General features: G+C 45.5%; 9 protein-coding genes. 6 read left to right on the forward strand and 3 right to left on the reverse strand.

Going from position 1 to position 14,754, the window contains the following annotated elements:
• Positions 1-59 precede the first annotated feature (59 nt).
• The 3 genes from fliD to ABH09_RS12200 form a co-directional block, all read right to left on the reverse strand.
• Positions 60-2,033, reverse strand: a complete 1,974-nt coding sequence (fliD, locus tag ABH09_RS12190) for a flagellar filament capping protein FliD (protein ID WP_253714611.1) — start codon at positions 2,031-2,033, stop codon at positions 60-62.
• A gap of 288 nt (positions 2,034-2,321) precedes the next feature.
• Complete coding sequence (locus tag ABH09_RS12195; protein WP_162664541.1) at positions 2,322-3,179, reverse strand: flagellin N-terminal helical domain-containing protein; 858 nt, start codon at positions 3,177-3,179, stop codon at positions 2,322-2,324.
• Between the two features lie 281 nt (positions 3,180-3,460).
• On the reverse strand, positions 3,461-4,321 hold the full coding sequence (locus ABH09_RS12200; protein ID WP_162664542.1) for a flagellin N-terminal helical domain-containing protein: 861 nt from the start codon (positions 4,319-4,321) through the stop codon (positions 3,461-3,463).
• A 396-nt stretch (positions 4,322-4,717) separates the two neighbouring features.
• Here ABH09_RS12200 and ABH09_RS12205 point away from each other — a divergent pair, with 396 nt between their 5' ends.
• The 6 genes from ABH09_RS12205 (at position 4,718) to ABH09_RS12230 (ending at position 14,654) form a co-directional block, all read left to right on the forward strand.
• Complete coding sequence (locus ABH09_RS12205) at positions 4,718-5,824, forward strand: tyrosine-protein phosphatase (protein ID WP_253714612.1); 1,107 nt, start codon at positions 4,718-4,720, stop codon at positions 5,822-5,824.
• Positions 5,825-5,848: 24 nt separating this feature from the next.
• Positions 5,849-8,743, forward strand: coding sequence for a VCBS repeat-containing protein (locus ABH09_RS12210; RefSeq protein WP_253714613.1), 2,895 nt, complete (start codon positions 5,849-5,851; stop codon positions 8,741-8,743).
• Between the two features lie 250 nt (positions 8,744-8,993).
• Positions 8,994-10,628, forward strand: a complete 1,635-nt coding sequence (gene groL / locus ABH09_RS12215) for a chaperonin GroEL (RefSeq protein ID WP_253714614.1) — start codon at positions 8,994-8,996, stop codon at positions 10,626-10,628.
• Between the two features lie 317 nt (positions 10,629-10,945).
• Positions 10,946-12,577: a hydroxylamine reductase gene (gene hcp, locus ABH09_RS12220; protein WP_253714615.1), complete on the forward strand. Its 1,632-nt coding sequence runs from the start codon at positions 10,946-10,948 to the stop codon at positions 12,575-12,577.
• Positions 12,578-12,919: 342 nt separating this feature from the next.
• Positions 12,920-13,186 (forward strand): RNA-binding regulator, encoded by a 267-nt coding sequence (locus tag ABH09_RS12225; RefSeq protein ID WP_162664595.1) that lies wholly within the window; start codon positions 12,920-12,922, stop codon positions 13,184-13,186.
• A gap of 316 nt (positions 13,187-13,502) precedes the next feature.
• The gene (locus ABH09_RS12230; protein ID WP_253714616.1) at positions 13,503-14,654 is read left to right on the forward strand and encodes a tetratricopeptide repeat protein; all 1,152 of its coding nucleotides are present in this window, start codon (positions 13,503-13,505) and stop codon (positions 14,652-14,654) included.
• Positions 14,655-14,754 lie beyond the last annotated feature (100 nt).

Here is a 14,754-nt window from a genome sequence, read left to right on the forward strand (position 1 = left end):
TATAGCCATACTCCTCGAATATCATCTTCCCGGCAACCATATGAATAATTCACTGTATCCTAGTTGTCAGAACTGCCTTTATTTTGTCTACTGAAATTATTGATCATATCCGACTGTTTTTGCAAGTTCCGTAAAGCCCCATCCATATTCCCATATTTTTGCCGTAACTCCAGCTCTTTTTTTTCAAGCGCCTTGTCGTACCGTGCAATTTTATCCTTACTCGTTTTAATTTGAGCTGCCAGTCCATTTGTCCGGGTAGAAAAAATTCCACCCCGCTGAACGTATGGATCTATCTGTTTAAACACCTGAAACGCAACACCATCATCAATTAGCACATCATTATCGGTATCATATCCGAAAAGGTAACGGACATCTTCCATCGAATCTTTTAAGGCTTCATCAAGTTTCTTTTCATCGATTTCCAAATATCCGCGAAGCCGCGCTTCGTTCAGGCCTGAGCTTGCGTCAGACTTTGTCGATATGCCGATCTGAGATAACGTCCTTATCGGGGTATCGGCGTTCTTTCGATAGACATTTGCAACAATCTGGCGTAGATTATTCTTTAAAGAAGACAGCGTCGTATCTCCGAAAAGAGCACCAAGGTTTTCTTTCGCCGTTTTGCGTTCGTCATCAGTAAAATATTCGATCTCGTCGATAACGTTCTGCTGATTACTCGTTACGATATTGATTTCCGCCAAAAGCCGATTGTACTTTGCAACAAATTCAATGATGGCGTTCTTTGCTGCTTCCGTGTCGGGTTTAATACTGATACTTTCTTTTTTATCCGTTTTATCCTCAAGCTTTAATGTTACGCCCGGAATAAGATCGTCAATCTTATTTGTACTCCGTTTTACAGGAATACCTTCAAACGTAAGCACTGCTTCTTGCGCCTGTGAAACAGGATTAACCGGTATGTATTCACCGGTCGCTTTAGGGTCATATACTTTGATCTGAGCTATCGATACGGTCTTATCGGTGTTGTTATTGTGCACGGCGATGCCGGTAATATCGCCGTATTCGCTCAGTGGGATACTGAAGGTTTGAAGTTCGGTCGTATCAGCCAATGCAGGTAACGGAATAAGCGTTCCACGCGGTGAAACTAAAGACAGCACACCGTAGTCTTCCACAGGTGCAGTAGGTTTTGTATTAAGTCCGAGCGTTTCAGACGCAATACCTGAATCACTCGGCGCATTGGTTACAGTTACCCCCTTATACGACACGGAACCAACTTGCCCGTAAATAGCTTCTTCGCTTGAGAGAGTGGCTGGATGCGGAAAGCGGGCGGCCGCCTCAGCGTCGCTTTGCAAAGATACAGTGTATTCCAACACATAGTGTTGCGAACTGCGTACCGGGTTTGAAAACGCAATACGTTCCGTTGTTTGGGTGGGGATTACCGCCTCCGTTTTTTCGGCGTCAACGGCAGGACGGTCATTTTTTTTTATCAGCCCGGTTTCAAGCGCAAAGGATAGTGCGTCATCGGAAAATTCCAGTTTATTAGCTTCCCCTGTCAGCTGTGATTCAAAAAGTAGCGAAATGGCACTGGGCGAAGTCTTTATTTCCGAAATCCTGATAATATCTTTCCCTTTTTTATTAACAGCATCGATAAAACTCCGGTATTTTCCACCTTGCCAATTTAGTGAAAATTTTTTTTCACCGACGGTAAAGGTGTATACACCTTTTGGAACTTGAAAGTCTTTCGATACCTCTTGTGATAAAAAAGAATCCGCTTGTGCAATTTGATTGATGGATATTTTAAAAGTTTGTTCGCGGGCATCTCGCGATGCGGTTGCCGTTATTGCCCGTTCATTAGAAGAAGTAACAGTCTTTTCTATAAAAGGATTATTAAATGAATAGAGCTCCCGCGTTTTTTCACGAATTTCGGTAGAAAACTGGTTTATCTTTCGCCAAATAGCATTTTGCTGTTCGTATTTTTTTAAATCTTCAGCAGCTGAATCGCGCGGGGCACGCTCTTTTTTCATCAGCGTTTCAATGAGATTATCATATTTACCGGCTCCTATGCCGGGAATATTCATATCGGACACTTCAACCCCTTTACCGTTAAGCCGGATAAACCTTTTCCATTACATTTTCGGCTGTAATAGCTATAATCTTTACGAAGTCAAATTAGTTACGTGATCTGCAAAATAAATTTACGGATTCCAACCGTTTGAAGATTTTTAGATAAAAAAAAGGAAGAAGAAGGGCGCGGCTTCTTCTTCCTTTTAAATCATGGGAAAAAGAGATAACATCCAGAAATCTCTTTTACTCAAACCTTCACTGTTGATTTAGGTTTGCGTATTCTCTCCCAATTCTCCTGAGCGCTATTGAAGGAGGCGGATAACCGATTGGGGTTGTGTGTTCGCCTGTGCAAGCATTGCCGTACCTGACTGCATCAAGATCTGATTCTTGGTGTACTCAACGATCTGCTTTGCCATATCAGCATCGCGGATACGTGATTCAGCAGCCTGCAGGTTTTCAGCAGCAATTGCAACACCATTGTATGCAAGTTCAAAACGGTTCTGGTATGCACCGAGGTCTGCTCTCTGCTTGTTAATCTGCTTCAATGCATTGTCGATAGTACCGATTGCCATATTAGCACCTTCTACAGAGGAGATGGTGATCATATCGCCTTCGCCGCCCTGCATACCGCCGGTAAGACCGAGAGCCAAAGCTGTCATCGTACCAACAAAGAGCTTTTCAGACTGATCCATGTTTGCACCGACATGCAACTGCAACTGATTGTCAGCAGCCTCTCTTGCAAAGCGTCCGGTAAGCAGGTTCATACCATTAAACTGAGCATGGCTTGCAATGCGGTCTACTTCATCCACAAGTTGAGAAACTTCAACCTGAATTTGCATGCGGTCTTCTGCGGAGTAAATACCGTTAGCAGCCTGAACTGCTAACTCGCGTAAGCGCTGCATGATATCGGTGGTTTCAGCTAAATACCCTTCTGTTGCTTGGATAAAGGAAACACCGTTCTGTATGTTCTGGCCTGCTTGATTTAAACCGCGGATCTGGCTTCTCATTTTTTCGGAAACTGCAAGACCGGAAGCATCATCACCTGCGCGGTTAATGCGCATACCGCTGGAAAGCTTTTCTATGTCTTTTACGATTCTGGTTTCGACGATGCCTGTGTTGCGCTGTGAATACATAGCGCTCATGTTGTGGTTAATAATCATATAACCCTCCTTGAAGTCTACATCCGGCATCCATGCCGGGAATGGTCACTGTATAAAAACGTCACGGAAATTGGTTGCGCCTTTCCTCTCTGTTTTTTACACAGTATTATTGGCTTTCGATGTACCAACCGAAGACCAATAATACTGCTATACAGGGCTTCTTAAGGGTGTTTTTCAAAGATCATGTTAACGGGACACCGGAAGTATCCCGCCGGTTCTCGTTATTACGTTAGCTAGTATACTCCCTTGTCGAAAAAAAGACAAGAGAGTTACAGCCAAAATTAACGCAATAATGAGAGTACAAGCTGGGTATTGGAATTCGCCTGCGCCAACATTGCCGTACCGGACTGGTTGAGTATTTGATTTCTCGTATACTCGACCATCTGCTTTGCCATATCGGCATCGCGGATGCGTGATTCGGATGCTTGCAAATTCTCTGCAGCAATGTCTATTCCGACAACGGCCATTTCCAGTCTGTTCTGGTATGCGCCGAGGTCTGCCCGCTGCTTGTTGATTTTCTTTAACGCCTCATCGATTGTACCGATGCTGTGGTTCGCATCCTCCGCAGTTTCGATAGTCATCGTACGGTTATCGCTCAAATCGCGTACGCCAAGGGCATGCGCAGTCATGGTACCGATGTACACGCGGATACGCTGATCCATGTTAGCCCCGATATGGAACCACATCGAGCCTGTTACGGCATTTTCTCCGCCCTCACGCGCAAAGCGTCCGGTCAGCATATTCATGCCGTTAAATTGAGCGGAACTCGCAATGCGATCGACTTCGGCAACAAGCTGAGAAACTTCGACCTGAATTTGCATACGGTCTTCCGCAGAATAGATACCGTTTGATGCCTGTACCGCGAGTTCGCGGATACGCTGCATAATGTCGGTCGTTTCCTGTAGATACGCTTCGGCAACTTGAATAAAGCTGATTCCGTTCGATGCGTTTGCCGAAGCTTGGTTTAAACCTCGGATTTGAGCGCGCATTTTTTCGGAAACCGCAAGTCCGGAAGCATCATCGCCTGCGCGATTGATGCGCATACCGCTGGACAGCTTTTCGATGTCCTTACCGATACGTACATCGGTAACACCCAATGTACGCTGTGCAAACATTGCACTCATGTTGTGGTTGATAACCATAGCATTTCCTCCATGAAATGTGGTGTTGAAAAGCATCCGTGCTTTTCAGGAAAAATAGAGAATCTCTAAAAACCTTACCCGGTTTTTAGGGATTCCGAATAGAATATCTCCATATCTTTTATCGGCGGTATAAGCTGAAAACTTTAGTCTTTGTACAAATTTTTTTTAATTTAGTGAAATCAACAACCCCGACGCAGAGCGTTCGTGGGACAACCGCCATCCGCGGCAGAAAAGATACGTTGATCATTTATTCCAGCGTAGCGACAAGGCAAAGGCATCGCATATTTTCAAAAGTCCTTGTTTATCACCCTATTAGCATATATACTACTATCAAATATATTAAAGAAACGAAGCTTCTGTAGTTTTCTGCACGAGGCTTTAATGTTGGGAGGTTTTATGATTCACAAACGTTTTATGCATCTATCAATTGCATTATTGTTCAGCCTTTCCGTGCTGATGTCATGCGCTACTACGGGCGGCGCACGTGCGCAAGAACCGGTCTATGAGCCGCTGCAAGGAACCGTTTCGTCGGTTGACAAGTACGGCAATCTTACAACGGACATTACCGAAGCTGCATTAAAAGAAAAAGGCTACGAGCTCGGCGATGTATTGCTTGCAAAACTTGGTGACAAGACCGTAACGGCTCCCTTTGTTGCAACTTACAGCGACGTTAACAGAGGAGATTACCTGATTAGGATTTCACATGGATTCACTGCTATCGCAATGAGCTACGATAACTGCAGCGGCAAAACCGGCGCAGTCGAGGGAACTCCGGTAACGCTGGCACTTTCCCAAAAAGGTGCATATTTACAGGAATATGAGATGCGCCACTTGGTTAAATCCGAGAAACGTGAAGATTATGCTTCCGACGCAATATTCGCAAACTTCCGTGCCGTTCAAGCGGGTTCCATTGCAGCCAATCGGCTGTACAGAGGATGCAATCCGGTACTCGGCGATGCCCGCGCTCCGTATGCCGCTAAGCTCGTCGAAGAGGCAAAAATCGTAACCGTTATCAATCTTGCAGACAGTGCCGAAAGTATGGCGCCCCATCTTGCTGCAGCGCCTTACTATGAGCGGTTGGTAAAAAACGGACAGGTTATCACTCTTAATATGGGAATTGACTTTAGCGACCCTGCATTTATCGCGAAGCTAAAGGATGGACTGATCTTTATGGGACAGCACAAGGGGCCGTTCTATGTCCATTGCAATGAAGGAAAAGACCGCGCAGGTATGGTTGCCGCTGTTCTGGAAGCCTTGATGGGCGCCACAGTGCAGCAGGTCGCCGACGACTATATGCTGTCATACATGAATTACTTTAACGTCAAGAAAACCGATGCGCGGTATCCGGTTATTGCGAAGATTATCACCGATATGTTCGTAAAGATGAACGGCGGCAAAGCTGTTACCGATGCTAATTTAAAAGCCGTTGCGGAAACCTATCTGACTAAGACCGTTGGGCTGACTGCCCAGCAAATCAGCGCACTCAAACAAAAACTACAATAATGAATTAAAGAATAAGGAATTCCTATGGATACCGGCGATTTAAATACCAATGAACACATTCACCCAGCAGAAGGACACGATATGCCGCCCGCTCCGGACATCGATATGGAAACAAGTCCGGACGCTACGGTAAGCGGTACTGTCGAAATACCGCCTGATACGCAGACCATTGAAAACGCTGATACGGCAGAGCGGCAGACGGCGGCACAGGACACCGATACGATACATGCCCCTCCGCATCCGCCCACGAAAAAAAAGCGGAAGAAAAGCGGATTTTTCAAAAAAGCCGGTATCTTCCTCCTTGTCCTTATTTTGATTATTCTCATTCCGCTTGCAGGGTTAATCGGATATTCATTGATAAACCGGACGAATCCTGCGCGGCATATTGCCGACGGATATTATGCTGCGGTTACTATTCGCTCTGCAAGCGATACGCTGCAAAAAGGACTGTACCTCAGCGCCGTCGATTCGCTTCTTTCTTCTCCCGAAACGGCAGCTTTACAGGGGAATCTCCGTGCATTGCGGTCTAACACAACGCTCCAATCCGACTGGTTTAAGCGGCTGTTGAACGTTCCTATTAATATCGCTGTTTATGAGGGCGATAATGCAGCACTTATTGCGGATATCGGCGTCCGTTCCGCTGCGGTTCAGCTGCTGCCTCTTATTACCGCCGTAAAACCGGAACTGCTTGACTCAGTGCCAAACCTTTCGAAAACTGAATTTAACATAAACGGCGATACGCAAAAAGGCTTTCTTTTTGAGCTAACTAAAGATCAGACACTATACGTCTGTCTTTATAAAAATCTTATTGTCGCCGCAACCTCGAAAGACTTGCTCTATTCCTGTTTAGCCGAAAACTCCGAAGCAAGCGGTAAACGACTGACTGCACTGCTGCGTGCCCCAAACCGCGGAGCAGTCAGCGTATATGCGGAACCGTCGTATTTTCTTTCCGGTATTGCTGCAAAGCGAGATATCGTCGGGAATATGGTACGCGAACTTGCATTCCCCGAACCGGCGGCACTCGACGTCAACTTTGATGAAAACACAGTTTCTTTTCATAGTATCATCAATTGGATTTCGGAACAAAGCGAAGTAAGTACGATACTGCAACGTCGCTCGACACTACCGGCTATTCTATCCCGCCTGCCGGAGGGAACAGCCTATTTAACACTACTCAATCTCGGCGATCCTCAATTCCTCTACGAAAATACCAAAGCTTTTTTTCCTCCGGAGCTTACAAAGACATTCAATTCAACGAATAAAAATAGTAAGTTCTTTTTTAACAAAGATTTGAACCAGCTTGTTTTTGAATGGGTGGGCAGTGAAATCGGCGTATTCGGTCATCGGGATTCTCAAACACCTGTTTTCTTCCTTTCATTAAAAGATGAGGCAAAGTGCCGCCATCTGCTGGAAGATCTGTTTAATACGATATTCATCGATCGCAGTACCGCTGCAGTGGTTGATGACAACCGTATCCCGCGTATTGTATTCCCCTCGTGGCTGTTGGGACTGCTGCGTGCTTTCCACATCGACTTGCCGGAACCATTTTATATGATACAAGATGGTTATTTATATCTCTCTAATAGTGCAGAAGCACTCGGTATGTGCAAAAAGGAAACCGACACGAGTAAACTCTTGGTAAAAACCGATGAATGGAAGAAAATTGCAAAGGCCGTTTCCGCCGAAACGTCTTTTTTAGTATACTATTCTCTGGATCGGAGTATCCCGTTCTTCTTGGAACAAAATACACTGCTTAAAACCGCCTTTAAGAATTACGGTAAAGGCGTATTATCGCTTCGTTTTGCGGCCGGACGTCAAGTCCATTTGGATTTCTATACGCAAAAAACCGATGCGCGTAAATTGGAAGAAATTCCTTCCTTCCCGCGTTCTCTTTCACAGCGACCGGAAACCGATATTATTTGTGCAAAGACTGCGGACAATATTCCCTACGTCTTTTGGACAAACAGCTCAAATGTGCAGAGTATGAATCTTTTAAATGGCAGCGAATCAACACTTTCACTTGATGGAAAGGCGGGAATTGCCGCCGAAATAAAACACTCAAAGCTTCAATCGCTGTGGGCGGTTTCGGCTCGCGGTTCTATCTATCGGACAAACGAAAACTTGGAACCCTTTGCAGGCTATCCCGTATTGACGGCAGAAAAACTCCTTCCTAACCCGGTTGCTTTTAACGGCGGCATAGCGGTACCGCTTTCTTCCGACTCGGCACTACTCCTTGCCGGTACAACCGATAATTGGTCTACTTCCGACACAATGAATGCAAAACTGCGGGCTGCCCCTGTTATATTTAAAGACGGTATTGCAGCGCTTCCGCGCTCGTTTGAAAGCAGTTTGTACCTGTTCAATAAAGAAGGAAAAATCGTTGAAGGGTATCCCATTGAACTTGAAGGGATCTTTGCTGCAGCGCCGGTATTCTTTGAAGAAACAAAAGGAAACTATGCCGCTGCTTTTGTAAGTGAAGACGGTCGGTTTTCTATCCGCAGTTTGTCGAAGGATTATGCGGAGACCGCTTCGTGTGATCTTAATACCGTGTGTAAGGCGGATTTGGCGTATTCTGCATCGTTGCGAGCGTTCTTTGTCGTTTCGCAAGACGGACATCTGTTTAAATTCAACACTGAAGGCGCGATAACGGACTCGTTACCGTTAAAGACAGGTACTGCGGATGATTACCGTATCACATTGCTTGATGTAACCGGTGACGGAAAAGATGAGATATTTATTTCGGGAGGAGGAAACGCTCTTTACGGATATACCTCCGGATTGGCTCCGCTGGACGGCTTTCCGCTCGCCGGTACGGGAACCCCATATTTACTCGACATTGATGGAGATTCGATTCCTGAACTGATTACGCATGGTATCGATTCAAAAGTCCATGCATATCGAGGCGCGGCACTCAGGTAAAGCCAATTTGCATATAACAAGGCATTCTTAAAATTCAGCGGGCAGCTCTAAAAACTCGGGTAGATTTTTAGAACTGTCCGTTTATTTTATAACTGGTTTCTTAAATCACTTGCCGGTTTATCTTTTTTTTTGTATTTTACTATCATATCTTTTTGAACGTTTACGAGTTTTTTGACACAGTGAGCGTTCTATCGTTAAAAACTACAGTACGTAGCATAATTTCAGTTATAATGATGAAGGAGTTCATAAGATGGCAAAACAACTGCTGTTTAATGAAGAAGCACGGAAAAAGCTGCTTTCCGGTGTTGAACAAATTTCAAGTGCGGTAAAAGTTACATTAGGCCCCAAAGGTCGCAATGTCTTACTCGATAAGAGTTTCGGCGCTCCGACCGTTACCAAAGACGGTGTTTCGGTTGCCCGTGAAGTTGAATTGGAAGATCCGTTTGAGAATATGGGAGCGCAGCTCTTAAAAGAAGTTGCCACAAAAACCAACGATGTTGCCGGTGACGGAACCACAACCGCGACTGTTTTGGCTTATTCTATGGTACGCGAAGGCTTAAAAGCCGTTGCCGCCGGTATGACCCCGCTTGAATTAAAGCGCGGTATGGATAAGGCTGTCGCAATCGCCGTAGACGACATTCAGAAAAACGCAAAAGAAATTAAGGGTTCCGAAGAAGTTGCTCATGTTGCTTCCGTTTCCGCGAACAACGATCAGGAAATCGGTAAAATCCTTGCCGATGCCATTGCCCGCGTAGGAAAAGACGGCGTTATCGATGTTGGTGAAGCGCAGACGATGGAAACCGTTACCGAATATGTTGAAGGTATGCAGTTTGACCGCGGTTATATTTCTTCCTATTTTGTAACCGACCGCGACCGCATGGAAACGGTATACGACAATCCGTATATCTTAATTCACGACAAGACCGTTTCTACGATGAAAGACCTGCTGCCTCTGTTGGAAAAAGTTGCACAGTCCGGCCGCCCGCTTTTGATTATCGCAGAAGATGTTGAAGGCGAAGCATTGGCAACCTTAGTTGTAAACAGCCTCCGCGGCGCCTTAAAGACCTGCGCGGTAAAGGCTCCCGGTTTCGGCGACCGCCGCAAGGAAATGCTCGAAGATATCGCTATTTTGACCGGCGGACAGGTTATCTCCGAAGAATTGGGCTTAAAGCTGGAGACAGCAGATCTCAGCCAGCTCGGTCAGGCCAAGAGCGTCAAAATCGATAAAGAGAACACCACCATTATCGACGGCGCAGGTGAGAAAAAGCACATCAACGATCGCGTTGCCCAGATTAAGAAGCAAATTGAAAATTCTTCTTCCGAATACGACACCGAAAAACTCAAGGAACGCCTTGCAAAACTCGCAGGCGGTGTTGCGGTTATTAAGATCGGCGCCGTTACCGAAGTGGAGATGAAGGAAAAGAAGCACCGCGTAGAGGATGCCTTGAATGCGACCCGTGCCGCTATCGAAGAAGGTATTGTCCCGGGCGGCGGTCTTGCACTCATTCAAGCTGCGGACGCACTCAACAAGGCTGATCTTTCCAAACTGACCGAAGATGAAAAAATCGGCTTTAAGATTGTAAAGCGCGCGCTTGAAGAACCGATCCGCCAGATTGCGGAGAATGCCGGTATTGACGGTGCTGTTGTTGCGGAAAAAGCAAAAGAGAAGCGCGGTATCGGCTTTGACGCTGCAAAAATGGAATGGGTAGATATGATGAAGGTCGGAATTATCGACCCTGCCAAGGTAACCCGCTCTGCATTGCAAAACGCAGCTTCCATTGCGAGCCTCCTGCTGACCACCGAGTGTGCTATCACTAACCTCCCTGAAAAGCACGCTCCGGCGGCTCCCGCTCCCGACATGGGCGGTATGGGCGGAATGTATTAATCAACAACCTCGACGCAGCGTGTAGACGAAGAGCGTAGACGAACATCGTCGGGGGATTAAAATCTCCGCACACATCAATTCTGTGCATAACACAAAGGCTTACGTACGAAAGTGCGTAAGCCTTTTTTTTTATTTCTATAAATTAAAATATCGGCCATCCGTAACCAATGTTACCGATCGGCATGACGCCTTACGATACAATGACTTCAGAGTATGGGATTAAAGTCGAGATTGTTGTAGACGGTCTGTAAAAAGCCGAAATTACAGAAGCTTACCTTTAATCCGTGTCATTCAGAATTTCACACAAGGAGTTATGTATGGATTCGATGTTTTGTTTTCAATGTCAGGAGACGTTTAAGAATACCGGCTGTATAAAAGTCGGTGTTTGCGGAAAGAATCCCGTTGTCGCAGGACTACAGGATTTCCTTATCTGGGCAACAAAGAAACTCTCCATTGTTACCACCTCTATGCGCGAGCATGGGATGAAGGTGACAAAAGAGGTGAACCACCTTGTAACTACTAATCTCTTTGTTACAATTACCAATGCTAACTTTGATCCCGATGCGATTGAGAAAAAGAATACGCTTACCCTCGAAACAATTGCAGCTTTGCGAAAAGAAGCAAAACTTGAAGCGGACGCCGAAATCGATGCTCTTATCGGTGCCGATACCTCTGCACGGCTTGCAAAGGCGTTGACAATCGGCATTTTACAAACCAAGGATGAAGATAAGCGGGCTCTTAAAGAGTTGATTATCTACGGGCTTAAAGGACTTTGTGCGTATATGAAGCACGCCAATATCCTAAAGCATGAGAATGAAGAAGTCGATGTGTTTATCCAAAAAACGCTTTCCGTATTAATCGACGAAGTGCTTTCCGTTGATGAGTTGGTCGCACTCACACTGAAAACGGGAGAATTCGGCGTAAAGGGAATGGCTTTACTGGACGGCGCCAATAGCGGAACCTACGGCAACCCCGAAATGACGGAGGTTTCTATCGGGGTACGGAAGAATCCCGGTATATTGGTTTCCGGTCATGATCTGCGCGATATTGAAATGCTCCTTGAGCAAACCGAAGGCCAGGGCGTAGACGTTTATACACATTCCGAAATGCTTCCCGCGCATTATTATCCCAAGCTCAAAAAGTACAAGCATCTGGCAGGAAACTACGGCGGTTCATGGGCACGCCAAACTTCCGACTTTGCGAGTTTTAACGGCCCCATCCTAATGACAACCAACTGTATCATTCCGACGAAAGCCTCCTACGTAACAAGAATGTACACGACAAATGCGGCAGGACATCCCGGCTGTGTACATATCGAAGCTGATAAAGACGGACACAAGGATTTCTCCGCTATTATTGCACAAGCGAAAACGTGTCCGCCGCCTCAAGAAATAGAAACAGGAAAAATTATCGGCGGTTTTGCTCATGCACAAGTGTTTGCTCTTGCGGATAAAGTGGTCGAAGCGGTAAAGAGCGGCGCTATTAAAAAGTTTGTCGTTATGGGCGGCTGTGACGGGCGGCAGGGTGCGCGGTCATACTATACCGACTTTGCGCAAGCCCTTCCGAAAGATACGGTTATTCTAACGGCAGGCTGTGCCAAGTACCGCTATAACAAGCTTAATCTCGGCGATATAAACGGTATACCGCGCGTATTGGATGCAGGACAGTGTAACGACAGCTACTCACTCGCGCTCATTGCCTTAAAGCTTAAGGAGATTTTCGGATTGAGCGATATCAACGATTTACCGATTATCTTCAATATCGCATGGTATGAACAAAAGGCCGTTATTGTTCTTTTAGCGCTTTTATCCCTCGGGGTAAAAAATATCCACCTCGGTCCGACGCTCCCGGGCTTCCTATCAAAAAATGTAGCGGGAGTCTTGGTTAGCAAGTTTGGCCTTGCGGGAATTACTTCTGTGGACGAAGACCTCAAACGCTTTTTTGCATAATATTAATATTTCCAATAAACGGGCAAACGTATCAAGTAGAGTAGGCCGGAAGCGCAGAATAAAGAGGTTATGAGACTATTTGAACCGCGAAGAGGTTCAACTCTGGTCGAATAATCTCTCTTATTCTGCGGAGATGTTAAAAAAACGGCCTGATGCGTTTGCCCTGCGTTTGGTTAGTTGACCGTTTATCGTAACTGTGTTACAGTAGTTTATCTACGTGATCGTTGTTTCTGTTAATGATAGAGCCGAAAGTTCAGCTTACATAATCAAATAAAGGTCTCATAGAGATTGTTTCCGTATGGATTCAATATTTAGTACCGCAAAAGGTAAAAGGATTTGAGTATGGCTCAAAAAATCTATGTAGGAAATTTAAACTACGCAACCACGGAAGAAGGTTTGACCAACTTATTTGGAACTTACGGTGAAGTCGTTTCAGCAGTTGTAATTAAAGACAAGTTCAGCAACCGCTCAAAAGGTTTCGGATTTGTTGAAATGGCCGACGAAGGTGCCGCACAAAATGCTATTGCAGAATTAAACGAAAAAGAGTTCGAAGGACGCCGCCTTCGCGTTAATGTCGCGCAGGAAAAACCCCGCCGAACTTATCCCTAATTACTTCTATAAAGGATAAGAATCCTCTAATCTTTAATATCCCGCTTATACCGTGACTACGGTGTAGAACACAGCAATACGTTCTATATCGTTACCATTTATGATTTGAGCATCTCTAAAAATCTCAGCTTTTAGAGATGCTCATTTATCACAAAAATATTTTATCGTTCCATACTTAAATAATACAATCTGCCCCCCTGTGTGAAAGTTCATCATTGAATAATTTGACTTTCCTCTGTAAGATAAAGATCAATCAATATTCTCCCGGTACAGCGTCCAGGGATAAAATCTGCTATAAATTGATAGGAGCCGAGCTATGATTAACCATAACGTTCAATTTTTCCGATACAAGATTGTTAAGCATACAGCTGATACACAGCCTTGGATACAATCGATATCGGTCATACCGCTGATTATGGCTGTGATAACCCTTTTCTGCGCCCTATGTAGCATTTCTTGCGCTTCGGTACAAACGGATATCCGCTATTCAGGTGGGGCGGGATCTGCCCGTGAAAAGGTGCTTGAAACACTTGAGGCCACTATTGTTTCGCAGCGTATCCAGTATAATCCCGAACAACTTAAACGGACGCAGGCTGATATCGAAGCCACTCTGCGGGAACCGTCTACCGATTCGTCATATTTGGCGAGGTTGCATGCACTCTCTGCAGACGTATACTTATTACAACGGCAACCTAACGAAGCGCGTAAGCAGTTAGCTGCGGCCAAGCAACAAAATGAATATGATGAATATGTGCAATTGGTTTCAGCTCGTCTTATTTCCGATCCGGAAAAACGGAGAGCATATTTGGAAGAGCGACTCGTACAAAATCCTACCTATTATCGGCTGAAGGCGGAGCTCGGAGGACTTTATTTCGCAGCACAGGATTATCGGAATGCACTCGCAGCCTTTGACGCTTCTCTTTCATTTTTACCCGAAGGGTACCGACAGCTTTACGGCAAACAGCGAGAGCAGAGTTTACAGCTCTATACAATAGACGGAGCTTCCATTCGGAAATCTTCTGAAAAGATATTACAAACTCCTCAACTTTCATTAGTAGAAATGGCAACGCTTACGCAAGATTCTACGAATGCACTGGATTTTATAACCGGTACGGCGGAATGGAAACCACCGCTGCTCGCCGAATATCTGCAAAAAGATGGGTGGTACCATCCGGAGCGTAATGTTTTGAAGGATCTTGCGTCGAAAAAAGATGCCGCACTGTTTTTATGGCATTTGATTGTCGGTAATGATGAAAGTCGGTTGAAGAGATACACGCGCTATTATACCAGTAAACGGCGGCTCCCCATCCCCGATGTGATGATGGACGGGGTTTATTTTGACGCGATAGTCGGTACGGTAGAAGAAGACGTCGTGCCGCTTACAGACGGCAAAAACTTTGAACCCAACAAACCGGTTAGCGGCATGGAGTTTTATCGCTGGCTTTTAAAAGCTGATGCCCTCCGCTGAATACCAGGGCGGTCGAATCAGAAACTTCTTATATCTTTTCTCTTAGAACCATCGCTTTCTGTGACAGTTCTAACTCGACTGCCCGTCTTTCCTAAAAAAG

The sequence above is a fragment of the Treponema sp. OMZ 803 genome, from assembly GCF_024181165.1.
Lineage (GTDB): Bacteria > Spirochaetota > Spirochaetia > Treponematales > Treponemataceae > Treponema.